This window comes from Lysobacterales bacterium (assembly GCA_016721845.1).
Taxonomy (GTDB): domain Bacteria; phylum Pseudomonadota; class Gammaproteobacteria; order Xanthomonadales; family Ahniellaceae; genus JADKHK01.
Genome location: JADKHK010000007.1, coordinates 1 through 17,398, shown reverse-complemented (window position 1 = coordinate 17,398; position 17,398 = coordinate 1). Strand labels below are relative to the sequence as shown.

General features: G+C 59.3%; 16 protein-coding genes. All 16 read left to right on the top strand.

The features are described 5' to 3' along the window. The first annotated feature begins 81 nt into the window (after positions 1 to 81). Positions 82 to 567, top strand: a complete 486-nt coding sequence (locus IPP28_04560; protein ID MBL0040318.1) for an N-acetyltransferase — start codon at positions 82 to 84, stop codon at positions 565 to 567. After that, positions 542 to 2,062 carry an aminotransferase class I/II-fold pyridoxal phosphate-dependent enzyme gene (locus IPP28_04555; protein MBL0040317.1) on the top strand — a complete coding sequence of 507 codons (1,521 nt, stop codon included), beginning with the start codon at positions 542 to 544 and terminating at the stop codon, positions 2,060 to 2,062. Before IPP28_04560 ends, IPP28_04555 begins: the two co-directional genes overlap by 26 nt. Continuing rightward, entirely contained in the window at positions 2,059 to 5,535 is a 3,477-nt protein-coding gene (locus IPP28_04550; protein MBL0040316.1) for an acyltransferase family protein, read from the top strand. Before IPP28_04555 ends, IPP28_04550 begins: the two co-directional genes overlap by 4 nt. A 4-nt stretch (positions 5,536 to 5,539) precedes the next feature. Next, entirely contained in the window at positions 5,540 to 6,610 is a 1,071-nt protein-coding gene (locus IPP28_04545; GenBank protein ID MBL0040315.1) for a glycosyltransferase, read from the top strand. Positions 6,611 to 6,643: 33 nt separating this feature from the next. Next, positions 6,644 to 7,993, top strand: coding sequence for a glycosyltransferase (locus IPP28_04540; GenBank protein ID MBL0040314.1), 1,350 nt, complete (start codon positions 6,644 to 6,646; stop codon positions 7,991 to 7,993). Positions 7,994 to 8,064: 71 nt separating this feature from the next. Then, positions 8,065 to 8,634, top strand: coding sequence for a glycosyltransferase (locus tag IPP28_04535; GenBank protein MBL0040313.1), 570 nt, complete (start codon positions 8,065 to 8,067; stop codon positions 8,632 to 8,634). A 14-nt stretch (positions 8,635 to 8,648) separates the two neighbouring features. Then, positions 8,649 to 9,182, top strand: coding sequence for a glycosyltransferase (locus tag IPP28_04530; GenBank protein MBL0040312.1), 534 nt, complete (start codon positions 8,649 to 8,651; stop codon positions 9,180 to 9,182). A gap of 137 nt (positions 9,183 to 9,319) precedes the next feature. Then, positions 9,320 to 9,988, top strand: coding sequence for a class I SAM-dependent methyltransferase (locus IPP28_04525; protein MBL0040311.1), 669 nt, complete (start codon positions 9,320 to 9,322; stop codon positions 9,986 to 9,988). Between the two features lie 183 nt (positions 9,989 to 10,171). Continuing rightward, positions 10,172 to 11,065 carry an FkbM family methyltransferase gene (locus tag IPP28_04520; GenBank protein MBL0040310.1) on the top strand — a complete coding sequence of 298 codons (894 nt, stop codon included), beginning with the start codon at positions 10,172 to 10,174 and terminating at the stop codon, positions 11,063 to 11,065. A gap of 178 nt (positions 11,066 to 11,243) precedes the next feature. Next, a complete protein-coding gene (locus tag IPP28_04515; protein MBL0040309.1) occupies positions 11,244 to 11,477 on the top strand; it encodes a hypothetical protein in 234 nt (77 codons plus the stop codon). Between the two features lie 34 nt (positions 11,478 to 11,511). Then, positions 11,512 to 12,039, top strand: a complete 528-nt coding sequence (locus IPP28_04510) for a class I SAM-dependent methyltransferase (GenBank protein MBL0040308.1) — start codon at positions 11,512 to 11,514, stop codon at positions 12,037 to 12,039. 180 nt (positions 12,040 to 12,219) lie between these two features. Beyond that, positions 12,220 to 13,293: a glycosyltransferase family 4 protein gene (locus IPP28_04505; protein MBL0040307.1), complete on the top strand. Its 1,074-nt coding sequence runs from the start codon at positions 12,220 to 12,222 to the stop codon at positions 13,291 to 13,293. Next, positions 13,290 to 15,569 carry a glycosyltransferase gene (locus tag IPP28_04500; GenBank protein ID MBL0040306.1) on the top strand — a complete coding sequence of 760 codons (2,280 nt, stop codon included), beginning with the start codon at positions 13,290 to 13,292 and terminating at the stop codon, positions 15,567 to 15,569. The genes IPP28_04505 and IPP28_04500 overlap by 4 nt, the downstream gene beginning before the upstream one ends. A gap of 4 nt (positions 15,570 to 15,573) precedes the next feature. Beyond that, the gene (locus IPP28_04495; protein MBL0040305.1) at positions 15,574 to 16,455 is read left to right on the top strand and encodes a glycosyltransferase family 2 protein; all 882 of its coding nucleotides are present in this window, start codon (positions 15,574 to 15,576) and stop codon (positions 16,453 to 16,455) included. Positions 16,456 to 16,618: 163 nt separating this feature from the next. Then, positions 16,619 to 16,759, top strand: coding sequence for a hypothetical protein (locus tag IPP28_04490; protein MBL0040304.1), 141 nt, complete (start codon positions 16,619 to 16,621; stop codon positions 16,757 to 16,759). Between the two features lie 96 nt (positions 16,760 to 16,855). Next, positions 16,856 to 17,398 (top strand): hypothetical protein (locus IPP28_04485; GenBank protein ID MBL0040303.1); only part of this gene is annotated, 543 nt, incomplete at its 3' end.

Genomic DNA, 17,398 nt, shown 5'->3' with positions numbered 1-17,398 from the left:
ACCCAGCCAAACTACAAACCCTCACCCCCAATCACCCCTGTAGGAGCGAGCCCCGGCTCGCGACCGCTCCGAGGCTTCCGCATGACCGCTGAAACCAGTGTCTTCATCCACCCCTTGGCCGACGTGCAGACCACCCAGATCGGCAATGGCACCAAGGTCTGGCAGTACGTCGTCGCATTACCGGGCGCGCGCATTGGTGTGGACTGCAATGTCTGCTCGCATTGCTTCATCGAGAACGACGTCGTCGTAGGCGATCGGGTCACGATCAAGAATGGCGTGCAGTTGTGGGATGGTTTGCGCGTCGGCGATGACGTCTTCATCGGCCCGAATGCGACATTCACGAATGACCGTTGGCCTCGTAGCGGCAATCGCGGGTTCGAGGCGTTGCTCACGACCGTGGGTTCTGGCGCCTCGATTGGAGCTGGCGCAGTAGTCTTGCCTGGGTTAGTGATCGGGAATGGCGCGATGGTCGGGGCCGGATCTGTGGTGACCCGAGACGTACCACCGGGCAAGCTCGTCCTTGGGAATCCTGCTCGAGTCGTTGGAGACGCACACGATGCAAATTAGCGAGTGCAAGATTCTGGATCTCCCCAAAATCCATGACGCCCGCGGCAACCTCACCTTCATCGAGGGTGGCCGACACGTGCCTTTCGAGATTCAGCGCGTTTATTACCTCTACGATGTACCTGGCGGCGCCGAGCGCGGCGGGCATGCGCACAAGGCATTGCATCAATTGATCGTGGCCATGTCCGGTAGCTTCGATGTCGTATTGAATGACGGCAGAGACAAGAAGCGCTTCCACCTCAACCGTTCCTACCAGGGCTTGTATGTCTGTCCGATGATCTGGCGCGGGCTCGACAATTTTCGTCGGGCTCGGTGTGCATGGTGCTGGCGTCCAACCGATACGGGAAGACGATTACTACCGCGACTACGACGACTACCTGCGCGCTCAGGGCATCTCATGACGTCCGTTCCGTTCCTCGACATCGGCGCCGCCTACCGAGAGCTGAAGACAGAAATCGACGCTGCCGTCATGCGCGTCGTCGCGTCGGGTTGGTACATCCTCGGCCCTGAAGTCGACGCCTTCGAAGCGGAGTTCGCGAGCTACGTCGACGCGCAGCACTGCATCGGCCTCGCGAACGGGCTGGATGCGCTGCACCTCGCACTGCGCGCGATGGACGTGGGCCCGGGCGATGAAGTCATCGTTCCGTCGAACACCTACATCGCAACCTGGCTCGCGGTCAGCCAGTGCGGCGCGACGCCGGTGCCGGTCGAACCGGACGAGGCGACCTACAACATCGATCCGGGCCTGATCGAAGCGGCCATCACGCCGCGCACCAAGGTCATCCTGCCCGTGCATCTGTACGGCCAGCCTGCTGACATGGACCCCATCCTGGCCATTGCGCGCCAGCACGGCCTGCGCGTGCTGGAAGACGGGGCGCAGGCCCACGGCGCGCGCTACAAGGGCCGGCGCATCGGCGGCCATGGCGACGCGGTGGCCTGGAGTTTCTACCCCGGAAAGAACCTCGGCGCGCTCGGAGACGCCGGTGCCGTGACGACCAACGATCCGGCCATCGCGGATCGCATTCGGGTGTTGCGGAACTACGGTTCGCGCGTGAAATACGTCAACGAAGTCCAGGGCTATAACAGCCGCCTCGACCCGCTCCAGGCGGCAGTCCTGCGCGTCAAGTTGCAGCATCTCGATGCCTGGAATGCGCGCCGCGCCGACATCGCGCGAACCTATGTCGAGGGACTGCGCGACACCGCCCTGCAATTGCCGCAGGTGGCGGACTTCGCCGAACCGGCCTGGCATCTGTTCGTGGTCCGACACCCGCAGCGCAACGTGCTGCAGGCGCGTCTGACCGAAGCCGGCATCGGCACGCTGATTCATTACCCGATCCCGCCGCACCGGCAACAGGCCTATGCCCAAGCCGGTTTCGCGATCGATGCCTTCCCGATCGCATCACGCATAGCCGACGAAGTGCTGAGTGTGCCGATGGGGCCGCATCAAGACGGTGCGCAGACGAAGACTGTGATGGACGCAATTCGCGTCGGCACATGAGCGCGGCGCCGGACGTTAACTATCGTCCCGACATCGATGCGTTGCGCGCGTTCGCTGTGCTGCCGGTCGTGTTGTTCCATTTGGGCACAGGCTGGTTACCCGGAGGATTCCTTGGTGTCGACGTGTTCTTCGTCATCTCTGGATACCTGATTACCGGGCTTCTGCTACGTGACTTAAGTGGAGCTGGACTCGATCTTCCAGCGTTCTGGCGGCGCCGCATTCTTCGAATTCTTCCCGCACTGTTGGTCGTGGTCTTGGCCACCTTCATCGCAGGGCATGTCTTAATCTACGCACCAGACCGATACATGCTGGCCATGAACGCAGCTGGCGCTCTGCTTTCGGTTGGAAACATCACGCATTGGCGAAATTACGGCGGTTACTGGAGTGCAGACGCCACCAGTTCGCCGTTCCTTCATACTTGGTCTCTGGGTGTCGAAGAGCAGTTCTATGTGCTTTATCCGGTCGCCTTGCTGCTTGTATGGCGACTTACAAAAAAGCGCGAATGGATGCTGTTGCTTGCTGGTCTTGTTGCGAGTGTGATGCTCTATGCGATTGCTTTGCAGCGATCACCTGCCGCAGCGTTCTACTTGTTGCCCACGCGCGGATGGGAATTGCTGGCTGGTGGTGTCGCAGCCGCCGCCAATCTTCGTCACTTGCCGGGGAAATCAGCATCGACGTTCATGTCGCTGTCTGGCTTGAGTATGGTGCTTGGAGCCTACGTTTTTGCTACGGAACATGCGCAAGCTGCTGGTGCGGTATTTGCTGTATCGGGTGCGACATTAGTCGTCATGGCCGGATCTCCATTGGCCTTCGCTCGACTACGTCTGACCACACGCCCCGTCATCTTGATCGGCTTGATCTCGTACTCGGTCTATCTATGGCACTGGCCTATCATCGTATTAGGTCAGGCCGTCGAGGTCAGGCACCGGATTGCGATCTCGCCAGCGTTCTACTTCACTGGCAGCCTTATTCTAGGATGGGTCTCTTGGCGATACATCGAAAGCCCTATCCGCCATGATCGCCGTCGCTGGATTCCAATTGGATTGCTAATTTGCACAATTGGTTCGGCGCTGTTGATTTATTCGCTAAGAGATTTCAACAGTAGCGAACGCAACTTAGAGTTCCGAACTGCTCGATGGGACGGTGAGCGTTTTAGCGTCAATCCTGTTCAAGCATGGCCAGAGTTTGTACGCCGCCGGATGCGTGGTGTCGATGTCACGCCACGGCCGCCGGGCCGTGAAGAGGCATACCTTCACGGCATCGAACATCGTCATGGCGAGGGCAAGAAACTTGACATCCTCGTTCTGGGTGACTCGCATGGCCTGATGTGGGCGCCTGCGATCGATGCCGCCGCTCGGGAGTTGCGGTTAAACGTCAGATACATGGTCGCTGACGGAACGCCAGTATTCTTTGATCCGGCGAAACCCGACGCAACACGCGACGGGATATTCTTCAGTAAGCACCAGTGGTCCGCGTTCAATCGTGCGCGACTGGAGATGATCAGGCGAGACAGGCCGCGCGTGGTGGTCATCGGATCAGCTTGGAGTACGGGGACTGTTCCCGTCGCCGCTCCTTTGATACGCGAAATGGTTTTGAGGGGGAGTAAGGTGCTATTGGTCGAGGATGCCCCGGATTTTTCCATCGGCGATCGCAACGCACCGAGTTACATGGCCTACCTTGGTATCAATTCGGATGCTCATGGGCGTGCATTTTCCGGACTGACGGACCAAATGAGGAAAACCGACGAACTCGAAACAATCCGCCTGTTGGAATTGGGTTGCCTGCAAGGTTGCGACGTGGTGCACACCCGCGATTTGTACGAAGATCAGGAATCGAATCTTTTGGTGCTGGATACTGGAACGCCAGTTTTTATCGATGACGATCATCTCAGCGCATCGGGTGCAATGCTTACGAAACCAAGATTCATAGCTGCTCTGGCGGCAGCTCTTGATGAGCGTGAGAATCCGGTGAATTCCAGAAGTTCCTACGGTCAGATCCTGCGATCTTCGTCCATCATGGGCGGTGCGCAGGCGATCAGCTATCTGGTGAGTGTGCTGCGGGTGAAAGTGGTGGCCGTGCTGTTGGGGCCAGCGGGCGTGGGGGTCATCGGCTTGTACATGTCGGCCGTCGGACTGATAGGCACCGTGACCGGGTTAGGTATTCAAGGCAGTGCGGTGCGTGCCATTGCCCAGGCGGAAGGACAGGAAGATCCGCTCGCGATTGCGCGCACCGTACGGATGCTGCAGCGTCTGTGCTGGCTTACCGGCCTTGTCGGCTGGCTCTTCAGTGTTGCATTGGCCCTGCCCTTGAGCAGGCTGATGTTCGAGTCATCCGAGCACGTGTTGGCGCTAGCGATTCTGGGCGCGATGCTGCTAATGAATGCCATCAGCGGCGGCCAGAGCGCCCTGTTGCAGGGGTTGCGTCGCATCGGCGACATCGCCCGCATGCAGGTGGCCGCCGCAGTACTCAACACGGTCGTGACCATCGCCCTCTATGCCTGGTTGCGAGAGCGCGGCATCGTCCCGGTTCTGTTGGCGAATGCAGCCGTGTCGCTGGGTCTGAGTTGGTGGTTCGCTCGCCGCATTCACGTTGCGCCGGTGGCCATGCAATGGTCGGATGCCATGACCGAAGCGCGGCCGATCATTGGCCTCGGCATCGCGATGATGTGGAGCAGCGTGTTGACCCTGCTGGTCGACCTGTACACCCGCACCCTGATCAGCCGGCAACTGGGCGTGGATGCCGCCGGCCTGTATCAGGCCGCATGGGCTCTTTCGGGGATGTTTGCCGGCTTCGTGCTGAGCGCGATGGGGACGGATTTCTATCCGCGCCTGACTTCGGTGATCCACGACCGAGAGGCGGCGATTCGCGCAGTGAACGAGCAGACCGAGATCGGCATTCTGCTGGCCTTGCCGGGCCTGCTGGGCACACTCGCCTTGGCCAAGTGGGTGGTGTGGGCGCTGTACTCTGCCGAGTTCGCATCTGCCGCCGATGTGCTGGCGTGGATGGTGTTGGGGGTGTTCGGACGGGTGTTGTCGTGGCCGCTTGGTTACATCCAATTGGCTGAAGGTGTGGGCCGCTGGTACATCACAACCGAAGCGGTATTTCTCGCGATTCAAACTGCATTAGTGGCTTGGCTAGTGCCGCGATACGGAATTGTCGGGGCCGCATATAGCTTCGCGATTTGTTATGTCTTGTATACCGCTGGCATGGCATGGGTGGGACATCGCCTGATCGGGTTCCGCTGGTCGCCACCTGTCGTGCGAATGATGATGATGTCCGCACTGCTCGTCACGGTTGCGTTTGTGGTCAATCGCTTCCTGCCTGAACTACCGGCAGCGCTTCTCGGTTGCGCCATTGCCGCTGTGGGTTGCCTGTGGTGCTTGCGAGGCTTGGCGCATCGACTTGGCAAAGAGCATCGGCTGGTGGTGTGGATGAGACGGGTACCGGGACTCGCGCGTGCGGTGAGGAGTTGACGCAATGAGCCAAAGTTCGGCGGAAGCTGACGTTCATTCGACGCTAGGTCTCGAGACCGAGCAGTATCCGCTTGTGACCTTCGCACTGTTTGCCTACAACCAGCAGGAATTCGTTGAGCGCGCTGTGGCCGGCGCGCTGAGCCAAACGTACCCTTCGCTGGAAGTCATCCTGTCGGACGACTGCTCACCCGATGGTACGTTCGAACGACTTGCAGCGGCTGCAGCAGCCTATCGCGGACCGCATCGCGTGCTGGTCCGACGCAACGAAATCAATCTTGGACTGAGCGGACACGTCCAGATGATTGGTGAAATTGCCCAAGGCCGCATCCTCGTTGTTGCTGCCGGCGACGACGTTTCACAAGCCGACCGCGTGTCCAAACTGGTGGATCGGTATCGAGCTGATCCGGCGGCAAGTCTCGTCTATTCAGATGTTCGAACGTTTCGAACGGACGCAGAGCTACCGACGACCTCGAACACCACATCGACGAAGCAATATGCCGACATCATCACCCTGACACGATATGTGAACGGAGAATGGTTCCCTGTCGCCGGAGCATCCGCATCGTATGACTTACGCCTGTTTCGGGAATTCCCCCCGATCCCGAAGAATGCGATCTACGAAGATTCGATCCTGCTGTTTCGCGCATTGCTCCTCGGGCACGTGGCCCGATTGAACGAGCCACTCGTTTGGTATCGCTCCCACACCGGCCAAGTCACCAACGTCCACACCGGCAACGCACGAGAAGACCTCGGCAAGCGGAAGCGATTGGCTTCTGCCGCGGTCGTCGTCGCCCTGCAGCAACTACGCGACCAACTCGCTGTCCGATCACTATGCCAGAGCGAACATAAATGGCGGCTTCGTAAATTCTTGTTGAAGCGCTACTGGTTCTATCGCGCCCAAGATGCGGCGTATCACTGGCCTTGGCCGTTGGGCATCGCGTTACTTCCGCTGTTGTTCGCATTTCGTGGACGCGCAAAAGCGGCGCTGGGTCTTCGTGAGATAGCATCGTTCACACTACCGGATTGGCTATATCTGGCACTCATGGAACGGCGCGCCAAGCAGCGTGCTAGGTAACATTTGGTCAGTTGATTTCCTTCGAGGTTGTTCATGCGATTGGCCTTGGTCGCTTCCGGCACCTACTTCTCGGAATATGGGGGCGGACAAATCTACGTTCGTCAACTCGCACGTGAGTTGTGCAATCGCGGCATCGACGTCCATGTGCTTGCCGTCGAACAGGGGGCACACACCGAGGCCCGTCAGCCTGTCCCTGTCGATGACAGCGGTGTTCGTGTCTGGCGCATAGCCATGCATCCGGATGTCGCAATCGCGACTTCTCGCGTTATCGCCCAAACTGCAGGAGCAATTGGTGAAGCAATCGGCTCGATTGCACCTAATATCGTCCACGCCCACGGCTGGAAAGCGGCGACCGCTCGTGCCACCTATGATTTGAGCCTGCCCTGTTTCATCACCGCGCATCATGGCGGCATTGTTTGCCCCAATGGCATGTTGATGGATCATCACGAGCGGCTATGCCATGTACCGACTTCACCAGCGGCTTGCATTCGGTGCGCAACGCATTTCGTGCCGGCTGGTCAAATTTGGAATTGGGTGTTTTCCGCTTTACCCGCATCTCGTCGAACCGCGCTCGCGAATCGCTGCCGAACTCTGCCAAGCATTCCCTACTTCACTCCCGCCTTGAAAGTTCCGCTCTCGGTAGCGGACAAGCTGGAGGAGATCGCCTCCATTTCACTTCCGGACTGCCGAGTCATCGCACCTTCCATCGCCATCGAGCGCGCCCTACTTCGCAACGGTCTCTCGAGATCACAGGTCATGCTTCTTGCACATGGCAGCGCGCTTCCACGAGTGGCAACGAACATACGGCACAACCCAGATACAAAGCTTAGACTCGGATACATCGGACGCATCGACCGCGTGAAAGGGCTGCACGTGCTGATCGACGCATTGAAGATCATGCCTGACCCAGGCGCGTTCGTGCTTCACGTCTTTGGCGCGGCTGCGACCCGTCGGGAGCTTCGATACTTCAATCAACTGAAGCATCGCAGCAGTGGGCTACCGGTGATCTGGCGAGACAAACTAGCGCATGAACGAATTTCGGAAGCGTATGCCGACATCGATGTTCTCGTTTTCCCCTCAATCTGCACGGAGGCCTTTGGTTTGTCGGTTGCTGAAGCGGTACTGGCTGGCAAGACGGTAGTGACGTCGCGATGCGGAGGACCTGAAGATATCGTGCGCGATGGTGTCGACGGCTTCATCGTCAACGCGAATGACAGCGCCGCTTTGGCTCAAAGACTGCAGCAACTGGTTGTGGATCGTTCTCTGCTCGTACCGTTGGGACACGTCGCTCCGCATGTGCTTTCCGTGGACGCGCATGTTGATGCTCTGTTGGACCTCTATCGGCGATCAGAAGCCCGCTTCACAACGACAGCACCGGCTTGACTTCAATTGTCAGCAATTTGATGAATGACTTGCAGAGCACATGACTGGCGGTGTCGGGTTAAGCTAGGTCGATGCGAGTCCTGATCGATGGCAACAGTATGGTGCTACGCACCGGAGCAACCCACCTCTCCGGCATCGGGCGGAGCACGCTGGAGCTGTGCAAGGCTATCGAAGCACTGCGACCAGCGGACCCTTGCATCACTCTGCTGACGCAGACATTCAGAGGTGTTGTCCCGGCCGACTTCGCCCATATCCGGCTGAAGAACTTGCTCTGGCCGATCGGATCGACCTTCGACCGCGTTCGCGGCGGGCTGCCGATTCTGGAGACTATGGCCCGCCACGATCTTCTGCACATTCCGCACAATCTCGGGCCCATGTATCGGCCACAACGCACCGTTCTGACGATCCACGATGCGATCTTCTTCTCGCACCCGGAAGCCCGACTTGGCCATCAGGCATTGCGAGAACTGATGCCTGGAGCGGCCCAGGCTTGCAGGCTGATCGCAACGCCTTCCGAGAGTGCTAAGCGCGATATCGTCGAATATCTGGGCGTACGGCCAGAGCGCGTAATCGTCATCCCCTGGGAGTCGATGCCTCACGATTCCGTGCTGACGACAAGCCTGCTGCTGCTGCACGCGTGAGACACCGATTTTCGTTGGAGCGGCCTTATTTCCTCTCGGCATCCTGCAGTACCGGGCGCAAGAACACCGTTTCTGCCCTAAAGGCGTTTCGCCTTGCAGTATCGATGGGTTGCGAACACGATTTCATCGTTGTCTGGCCTGGAATCGACCGCCTCGTGCTCGAAGAATTTTCCCGAGAAATCGATTCGTGCCGGATAGTGGTTGCGCAAGGCGTAACTGACGCGTTGCTGGCTGATCTTTACGCAGGCGCTACCGCGACGATCTTTCCGTCACGTTACGAAGGCTTTGGATTTCCCGTTCTCGAATCGATGTCGTGCGGTACGCCTGTTGTGACCTGTGCAAACAGCGCGCTCATGGAGGTGGGAGGTGACGTCGCGTCTTATGTCGAGCCTGACGATATCGATGCGATGGCCGGATTGATGTGTCAATTCGAACACGCGCCCGACGCACACCTCTCCAGCCGATGCGCCCATCACGCTTCAACATTTCGATGGGATACGGTCGCGCAGCGATACCTGGACTTTTATCGCGTGGCGTTGGCGCACTGAGCGAATCCGCTCAGTTCGTCAGAGTGATTACAAACCCCGCTATTCTTACGCGCCCGCCGGAAGCACGCAGAGTCCGACCCGAGGGCGGCTAACAAACCGGTGGTCCAGTCGCCACACCTGACCTGTCGAGAACGTTCATGTCCGTCGTTTTTTTGAAGAACAAGATCCTTGGCTTCGCAAAGCACGTTTTGCATCGGACCAAGGGTTTGATATTTCTAAAGAGCAGCAGGCAACATCAATTCTCGAAGATTTTTCGCGCCGGAGGTTTCGGTGCGAGCCCGAGTCTGTCCGGCTCCGGGTCGGATCTGAAGCAGACGGAGGCCATCCGTGCCCAACTTCCTGAGCTTCTGCGCGAGCACAACATCAAATCGATGCTCGATGCGCCCTGCGGCGACTGGTATTGGATGCAGCATGTCGATCTAACCGGCGTTCGCTACACCGGTGCAGACATCGTTCCCGAGCTGATCGACTTGAACCGCCAAAAGTTCGGCAACTCATCGTGCGAATTCATCTCATTGGACATCGTCAAAGACACCATTCCTTCTGTCGACCTAGTGTTCTGCAGGGACTGTCTTGTCCACCTCAGCCTGAAGGATGCGCGTGAAGCATTGCGCAACATCGCCAGTTCAGAGAGCAAGTTCCTGCTCACGACGACGTTCACGTCCAGAACGGTAAACGATGAACTCGGCATCATCTTTTTCCGCCCACTCAACCTACAGAAACCGCCTTTCAACTTACCTGAGCCCTTTGAGATCATTTCGAGGCATGTACCGAAAACGGCGGTGGATTCGCCGACAAGTCGTTAGGGTTATGGCGCATTGCCGATATTCGACACGCATTGATTCGATGATTCGACCGGTTTCGTAACTGTCGAGGTGGTCTTGGACGGCTGCTTGGCCAAGTTCAGTAAATTGCGCTCGGCTCTGACTTTAAATGAAGTTCTCTCACTTTGAGCAAGTATCTTTGAGCACATTGTTGGAGTACTCCAAATGCGTCGAATTCTCTATTTGACTTGGTTGAAGCTTGCCTGGTTTTTTCGCCGGACCTTCGGCACACGAGCGTACGCGATTGGTTGGTGGGCAGATCGAGTGCTCGAGCCTTTCGAGTTCGAGTTCTCGAGCGCAAAATTTGTGTTCTGGCCACCTGCCGGACGAAGTTACTGCTTACTTCCAGCCGGAATCGCCAATGAACCTGAAACGCACCAGTTTCTTGCTCGTGTGCTCCGCGATCGGCTCAACGTCTCGTTTGTCGATGTTGGGGCAAGCATTGGAGAATTCGCGATTCCATTCGCCCAGCATCCAGCGGTAGCACGCGTTTTCGCCTTTGAGCCACATCCGGTCAGTAGCGATGCACTCGCGCGTTCTGCAAAGCTCCTCTCGCGAGGAACGCTTTTTGTTCGCCAATCCGCAGTCGGCAGTGCAGAGGGTGAAGTTCACTTTGACGCACGCGGTCATGCTCCGACCAGCGCGTCAACAATAGCTGCCGAAACTGAAGGTTCGATCGCAGTAAAGATGTGCATGCTCGACAAGGTCTTGGATATCCCTGTGGATTCGCCACTCATGGCACTCTTGGACATTGAGGGCGGAGAGCTGGAGGCGCTTAGGGGTGCGAGATCGACCATATCCAAACATTGGCCGCTGCTCATCATCGAGTACAACGCGACGACTCGACGCATATTCTCGCTCGAAGAGCTTCGGACCGAGCTAGGGTCCAACTACACCATCTACAGAATGCGTTCCTCGGACGGATTCTTGGATGACAACTTGGAGTCGACGTGGAATGTGGTGGCGTTACCAAGCATCGGCGTTTGGGCAGATCTGAAGCAGAGCAATGTCTGTTTCGATCGAGCTCGGTCGAAACGTACCGAAACATCGCCAATTTGAGCCATCACCGAATGATCCAGCGATGCATGTGCTAGGCCTTAATATGCATCAGATCAACTACGATGATCCAATCGAAGTATCGCTCTAGTTGTGACGAATTCCCTATCGACAGCGCTCTACTCGGATGATCACGGAATGATCGCCCGCAGGGCTCGAAGTTCACTTTTCTGGAGTGCATATGGCCGCTGAAAACTCGCCTCAGTTGTGGGATGCACTCTGGTCGACATCCACAGCAAATGGAATAAAGCATACGTGGGAATCTGAAAAGAGCGGCGTCCGCTGGAGAAGGATTAAGGCATTCGTTGAGCATGAATTTTCTGAATTCAGAGACCTCAGAACGATCGAAATCGGCGCTGGCATCGGTACATATTCTGCCCTGATGGCCATGGAGGGCGCACGCCCGACGATATGATTATTCTCAAGTTGCTCTTGAAAAGTCGAAGGACATGTTCGATTCAGAGGGCATCAATGCCGACCATGTTCTCCAGGATGCACTGAAGCTATCTCGCGATCTCCACGGAAAGTTCGATGTGGCGATGTCTTTCGGAACGGCCGAGCATTTTTCCGGTCCGGAGAGAATAAAGATCATCGAGAGTCACTTTGATCTAGTCCGGCCCGGTGGTTTGGCGATCATTTCGGTACCGAACGCTTGGAACATTCCTTATCGATTGATGAAATGGAAGCTTGAAAAACAAGGACGATGGGCCGTCGGAGAAGAATATCCGTTTTCACGACTGGAACTGTCATCGATCTCGAAGCAATTGGGTCACCGAAATTTCTATTTTGTTGGCGATTCGTTCTATTCGAGTCTTCGCATGGTGAGCTTTCTGTCACCGCGTAATGTGCTCAGGAAGCTCACGGGCAGGATCCAGTCGTCGCGCGGACAACCAGAACGTCAAGCGAAGGAGCGCGGTTCGATTTTCGACTCCTTCATCTCCTATGCCTTGGTGCTTCTTGCCAAGAAAGAGAATTAGCGATCTCGCGACGACGCGCGAGCATGCGTGCTCGAAGCCTTCGAAACAGCAAGTCTTCGAGCACGCTCAAGACAAAGTATCCGGATGACCGAACTCGCCATTACCGACAAAATTGCTCTCCTCATCCCCTGCCTGCTCACAGGCGGTACGGAGGTGGCAACGCTGGAGACGGCAAGAGCGATGCGGGTGCTTGGTTTTGAAGTCGAGGTCATCGTGTACTTCGACGAGGTCGACACGAACATGCTGCAGGCGTTCGAGGCGGCCGAAGTGCGCGTGTGCAGGCTCGGCTTGCGGCGTGGTTCGGGTCTGTTCGCACAACTGCGTCTGGCGGCTGCCCTGGCGCGCGCCCTCTGGCGCGGTCCGCGCCCGGCGTTGGTGTGGCTGCAATATCTGACGCCGACCCTGTTGCCGCTGCTCGTGGCCAAACCGTTTGCGCGCCGCCTGGTGGCCGCAGTGCATGTGGCAGCAACGCATTTCGATGACCAAGCGCAACATCGACTGCGCTGGCTGGCCGGACATTGGTGCGATCGAGTGATCTGCGTTTCGGAATCGACGGCGTCCGGACTGTTCGGAAGTGATGCGTCGGCGCCAAAGCGCATGCGCGTCTCGGTCATCGCCAACGCCATCGATACCGATGCCGCGCATAGTGCCGCGCCCACGCGATGGCGAGAACACGCTGGATGGCCCCAGGACACCCGGCTGGTCGGCTACGTCGGCCGGCTTGCCGTGATCAAGGGCCCAGACGTGTTGATGGATGCATTCGCGCAGCTCTCTCGGCAGCGCACAGAATTGCGTCTGGTGCTCGTCGGCGCCGGAGCGCAGGAACAGTCGCTGCGCGAACAGGCAGCACACCTTGGAATGGCCGAACGGGTGCATTTCGCCGGGCCGATGCCACGTGCTCAGGTGTTCTCAGCTCTCGCCGGCTTCGATCTTGCGGTGGTGCCGAGCCGCGAGGAAGGATTCGGACTCAGCGCTGCCGAAGCCATGGCGACCGGCGTCGCCACAGTCGCGACTCGGGTTGGCGCCTTGCCGGAGTTGATGGTGCACGGCCAGGCAGGCCTGCTGGTGACGCCGGAATCGCCCACGGCGCTCGCGGAGGGCATGGCGAAGTTGCTGGACGATCCCGCGTTGTGCGGGCAACTCGCCGCTGCTGGCGCCCGCCATGTCGAGCAGCATTTTGGCCGGACTGCGCTGACCCGTTCGCTCGAGCGCTTGTGCGCTTCGCTGGGGATTGGCATCTTGCGCAGCCCATGAAGATCGTGTTGATACAGCGCCTGGTTCCTGTCTACCGCGAAGTAGTATTCGACCGCATGCGCGCGCAGTGCGAGGCGGCGGGTGACGCGTTCGAACTGTGGACCTCCGATCCGCCCGAAGCCTTCGCGAAGCGCGGCACGCACGGTGGGGTGGCTTGGGCCATGCGTTTCCCGGTTTGGGCGCTGCCGGGTGGCATCGAATGGCAGCGCCTGGATTGGCGCAAGGTGCTTGATTGCGACGTACTGGTCATTCCGGATCAATTTCGGACCCTCAGCAATGTCGCGGCAATGTTGCTGCGTCGCCTCGTTGGCAAGCCCGTGCTCACTTGGGGTCACGGCCGAAACTTCCAGCCGAACCCGATGAGCCGAGCGTTGGCGAAATTGCGATTGCGACTGCTGACGATTGCGCGGGGTCATCTTCTTTACACCGAACAGTGTCGCGCCGCGATGCTGGCCGAAGGTGTGCCCTTGGCACGACTTCGCGTTGTCGAGAATGCGCCGGATACACGCGGTTCGGAAGGACTACACCCCGACCATGACGATGTCCGCGAGTTTCGGTCGCGATGGGCGCTGGGTGACGCGCCCTGCATCGCCTTTCTGGGCAGTTGGTATCGCGACAAGCGACCGGAGTGGATCATTCTCATCGGCGAACAGATTCGCCGCGAACTCCCGGAAGCGCGCATCGTCGTCGTCGGTGGCGGTGACGGCCTCGCAATCCTGCGTGCAGCGGCGCTGCCCTGGCTGGTATTGACCGGCCCGCTTCACGGCCGTGACAAATTCGTGGCCCTGTCGGCCTGCCGCTGTCTGTGCGTCACGGGCGTCGCGGGGCTGAATGTCCTGGATGCCATGACGATGGGGCTGCCGGTGGTGCTGCCGCGCCGGACCGATCACAGCCCGGAGGCGATTTATGTCCACCACGATGTCAACGGTCGTTGGGTCAATGATGATCCAGCAACGCTTGCGGCTGCCTGCCTCGCCCTCGTTGCAGATGCCGCGTTGGCCGCGCAGCTCGGCGAACAGGCGAGGGCCACCGCAGCCGCACTGAGCGCCGATGCGATGGCGCGAAATCTGCTGGCGGGCGCAGCCGCCCTGTCTGAGCCATCCATTCCTGTGACTGTGCCCCCCGTCGTTGTCGTCTATCAACGGATGCTGCCCTATCACCGCGCGCGTTTCTCGGCGCTCGCCACCGCGTTGGCGGCATGCGGCCAGCCGTGTTTTGCACTGGAAGTGACAAATATCGATTCCAGTTATGGCGATTTGGTCAACACTCCGATGCCCGCCGGCACGCATGTGGTCACGCTGTTTCCCAATATCGACTACTTGACGCTGTCGGCGCGCCACGTGGCTCGCGCCGTGCGGCAGGCACTGCACGCGCTTGGCGCTGCATCGGTATTCGCGCCGGCCCCGGCGTTCGCCGAAGGCGCGGGTGCCTTGCACCATAAGGTGGATCACGGCGGCAAGTTGTTTCAGATGGACGATGCGTGGTCAGCCACGGACCGCCGCGGACATTTGACTCGCGTCGTCAAGCGTTGGTTCAACGGCTATGTCGATGGCGGCTTCCTGCCGGAGAGGCTGCATGGCCAGTATTTCGAGACGCTGAACATTCCTGCCGACCGGCAAGCGTATGCCGTGGATGCCGTGGCGGAATCGGAAGTGCAGGCAGGATCAACACTCGCAGGTGCAACCACTGACCTGTTATTCGTTGGTCGCTTGATTGCGCGCAAAGGCCTGGACTGCGTGCTGCGCGCCGTGGCGAAGCTGTTGCCTGAATCGCCACGGCTGGTCGTGATCGGAGACGGCCCGGAGCGGGCCGGGTTGGAGCGACTCGCGATCGAACTTGGCATTTCCGAACGCGTCGTTTGGGCTCGGCCGACAAAGCAATGCCACAGCACGACAATGGATGCTCAATGCCCGGGTATTGGTGGTTCCCAGCAGTTACGAACAGTGGGGCTTGGTTACCAACGAGGCATGGCAGAGTGGCCTGCCGGTGCTTGGTTCGTGCACCGTCGGCGCCTTGCGTGCCGCCTTGCCTCGCCTCTTGACGTGGACGATGTTACCCCTCGGCGATGTAGAGGCTGGTCTGCAGCGTTGCGGCGTGTCGCGTCCATCGATGACGTCGAGCGTCAGGACTGGATCGAGATTGGTCACGACCTAGCGCAGCGCTACTCGATTCGACGTCACGTCGAAAGCGCATTACACCTACTTGATCTGCAACCGCGACCGCGTCCGTGGTTCGGTGTCGGGCTGCTGGCGCGCTTATGGAACGGCGGGTGGTGATCTGGTGAGTGCTGCCGTCAAGCCAGCCGTGAGCGTTGTGATGCCGCTCTACAACAAGGCCGATCTGGTACTGGAGGCGATCGCGTCAGTGCAGGCGCAGGATATGTGTGACTGGGAATTGCTGGTCGTGAATGACGGCTCGACCGATGGCGGACCGGAACAGGTGCGCGCAGCGACCGTGCAGGACGCGCGCATTCGTTTGGTGACGCAGCCCAACCATGGCGTCTCCTCGGCACGCAATGCCGGCTTGAGTCATGCCACCAGCGAGGTGGTCGCCTTCCTCGATGCTGACGACCTTTGGCGACCTGACTTTCTGACGGCCGTGCTGGCGCTGCGCGAGCGCTTTCCGACCGCACGCTGGTGGGGAACGGGATACGCGTTGTGGCGCGATGGCGCAGGAACGCACACGGCCAAACTCGGCCGCACCGCGCCAAGCGCCGATCAAAGCCTTTGGTCGAACTATTTCGACGTGGCTGCGCAATCCGACCCGCCGATATGCAGTTCAGCCGTTGCCGTCGACCGATCGACGATGCTTGCACTAGGCGGCTTTCCCCAGGGCATTGCCAGCGGCGAAGACTTGTTGACCTGGGCGCGACTTGCACTGGCACATCCCCTGGCTTACGACCGCCGCGCGTTGGCGATATTCCGCGTCTCGGGCATTGAACGCCGACCTGATCCGGACGACTCCGTCGGTCGGGCGCTGGCCGCCTTGCAAGGCGATCATCCTGACACCCCGGGCCTTGCCGCGTATCGCGCGGCGTGGCACAGGATGCGCGCGGCAATGTGGCTTCGTTTCGATCAAACCCATGCAGCGCGCGGCGATGCTGGAAAGGCACTCCGCTTGTCACCATGGAACTCCCTGCCTGGATACCTTTTTCAGTGCTAACCGATTGCCGGCCGCCTTACGCCGCACCGACACTTGACTCGCGGCGCGCGCGCGCGCATCCTGCGCCCCCGCCTTCGACCACGGCGTCCGGAATGAAGTACAGCGTCGTAACGTCGATCCCAGCCGCCCGGGTTTCGCCACGCCGCCGGGCGTACTCATACCGATGCTGGCGCTTGCCGGCGGCCTGTTGGCGAGTTATTTGCCAATGATTTTGCCTGCTGCAACGGGAACGTCCTTCCTCGGCTGGATGCTGCCGCTGGCGGTTGCCTTGGTGCACCTGCTCACCAAGTTATCGGTCGAATGACGTTTCCGGTCGATGCCTGGTTCCCCTGGATCGCCCGGGTCATCGGCTACACCGCTCCTTTCGGCAGCCGAGGCAACCGGTGCCTGCAGCGGCATCATGCTGTTGACGTCCTCGTGGTCGGCGCTGCATTTTCCACCTTGCGCGTCGACACCCGAACTGCTTGAGCGCATCGACCGCTGGATTACTTGGTTTCTTTGGATCTTCCTGGCTGCAGCAGGTGCCGTTACCGGACTACTGTCCTCGGGCACGTTGTACGACACCACCAACTTCGCGGCGGGTAGCATCACCGCGTCGTTTCTGGCGTTGGCTTTCGCCACGCGCTATGTGATGATGCGCCGAAACCGCGACTTGCTGCTGTGGGTGATCATGACCGCCGTGCCGGTGCTGTCGAATACGCGTACCGGGAAGACCGGTCGCCCATTACCTTGCCACCCTCCCGCGCCTTGGTCAGTGCTGCGCCGACTCCTGATTCTTGCAGCATTGCCCGTGATTGGATTGGCCCTGTTCCAGACCGAGCGCATCCAGAAGAAGATGTTTTATTCCGGGCGCGGCACCGTCGATGAGGCCGCGACTGCGGTCTACAACATGTTCACGGGCGAAGGGCATGTCGAAGCCAATTTCGCGACGTCCGGCCGCTCA

What these genes read in the sequence shown, in the direction of transcription:
- IPP28_04560 (MBL0040318.1), top strand. Translation starts at nt 82, where the DNA reads ATGACCGCTGAAACCAGTGTCTTCATCCACCCCTTGGCCGACGTGCAG.
- IPP28_04515 (MBL0040309.1), top strand. Translation starts at nt 11,244, where the DNA reads ATGGCCGCTGAAAACTCGCCTCAGTTGTGGGATGCACTCTGGTCGACA.
- IPP28_04545 (MBL0040315.1), top strand. Translation starts at nt 5,540, where the DNA reads ATGAGCCAAAGTTCGGCGGAAGCTGACGTTCATTCGACGCTAGGTCTC.
- IPP28_04490 (MBL0040304.1), top strand. Translation starts at nt 16,619, where the DNA reads ATGCTGGCGCTTGCCGGCGGCCTGTTGGCGAGTTATTTGCCAATGATT.
- IPP28_04550 (MBL0040316.1), top strand. Translation starts at nt 2,059, where the DNA reads ATGAGCGCGGCGCCGGACGTTAACTATCGTCCCGACATCGATGCGTTG.
- IPP28_04540 (MBL0040314.1), top strand. Translation starts at nt 6,644, where the DNA reads ATGCGATTGGCCTTGGTCGCTTCCGGCACCTACTTCTCGGAATATGGG.
- IPP28_04500 (MBL0040306.1), top strand. Translation starts at nt 13,290, where the DNA reads ATGAAGATCGTGTTGATACAGCGCCTGGTTCCTGTCTACCGCGAAGTA.
- IPP28_04510 (MBL0040308.1), top strand. Translation starts at nt 11,512, where the DNA reads ATGTTCGATTCAGAGGGCATCAATGCCGACCATGTTCTCCAGGATGCA.
- IPP28_04520 (MBL0040310.1), top strand. Translation starts at nt 10,172, where the DNA reads ATGCGTCGAATTCTCTATTTGACTTGGTTGAAGCTTGCCTGGTTTTTT.
- IPP28_04525 (MBL0040311.1), top strand. Translation starts at nt 9,320, where the DNA reads ATGTCCGTCGTTTTTTTGAAGAACAAGATCCTTGGCTTCGCAAAGCAC.
- IPP28_04505 (MBL0040307.1), top strand. Translation starts at nt 12,220, where the DNA reads ATGCGGGTGCTTGGTTTTGAAGTCGAGGTCATCGTGTACTTCGACGAG.
- IPP28_04535 (MBL0040313.1), top strand. Translation starts at nt 8,065, where the DNA reads ATGCGAGTCCTGATCGATGGCAACAGTATGGTGCTACGCACCGGAGCA.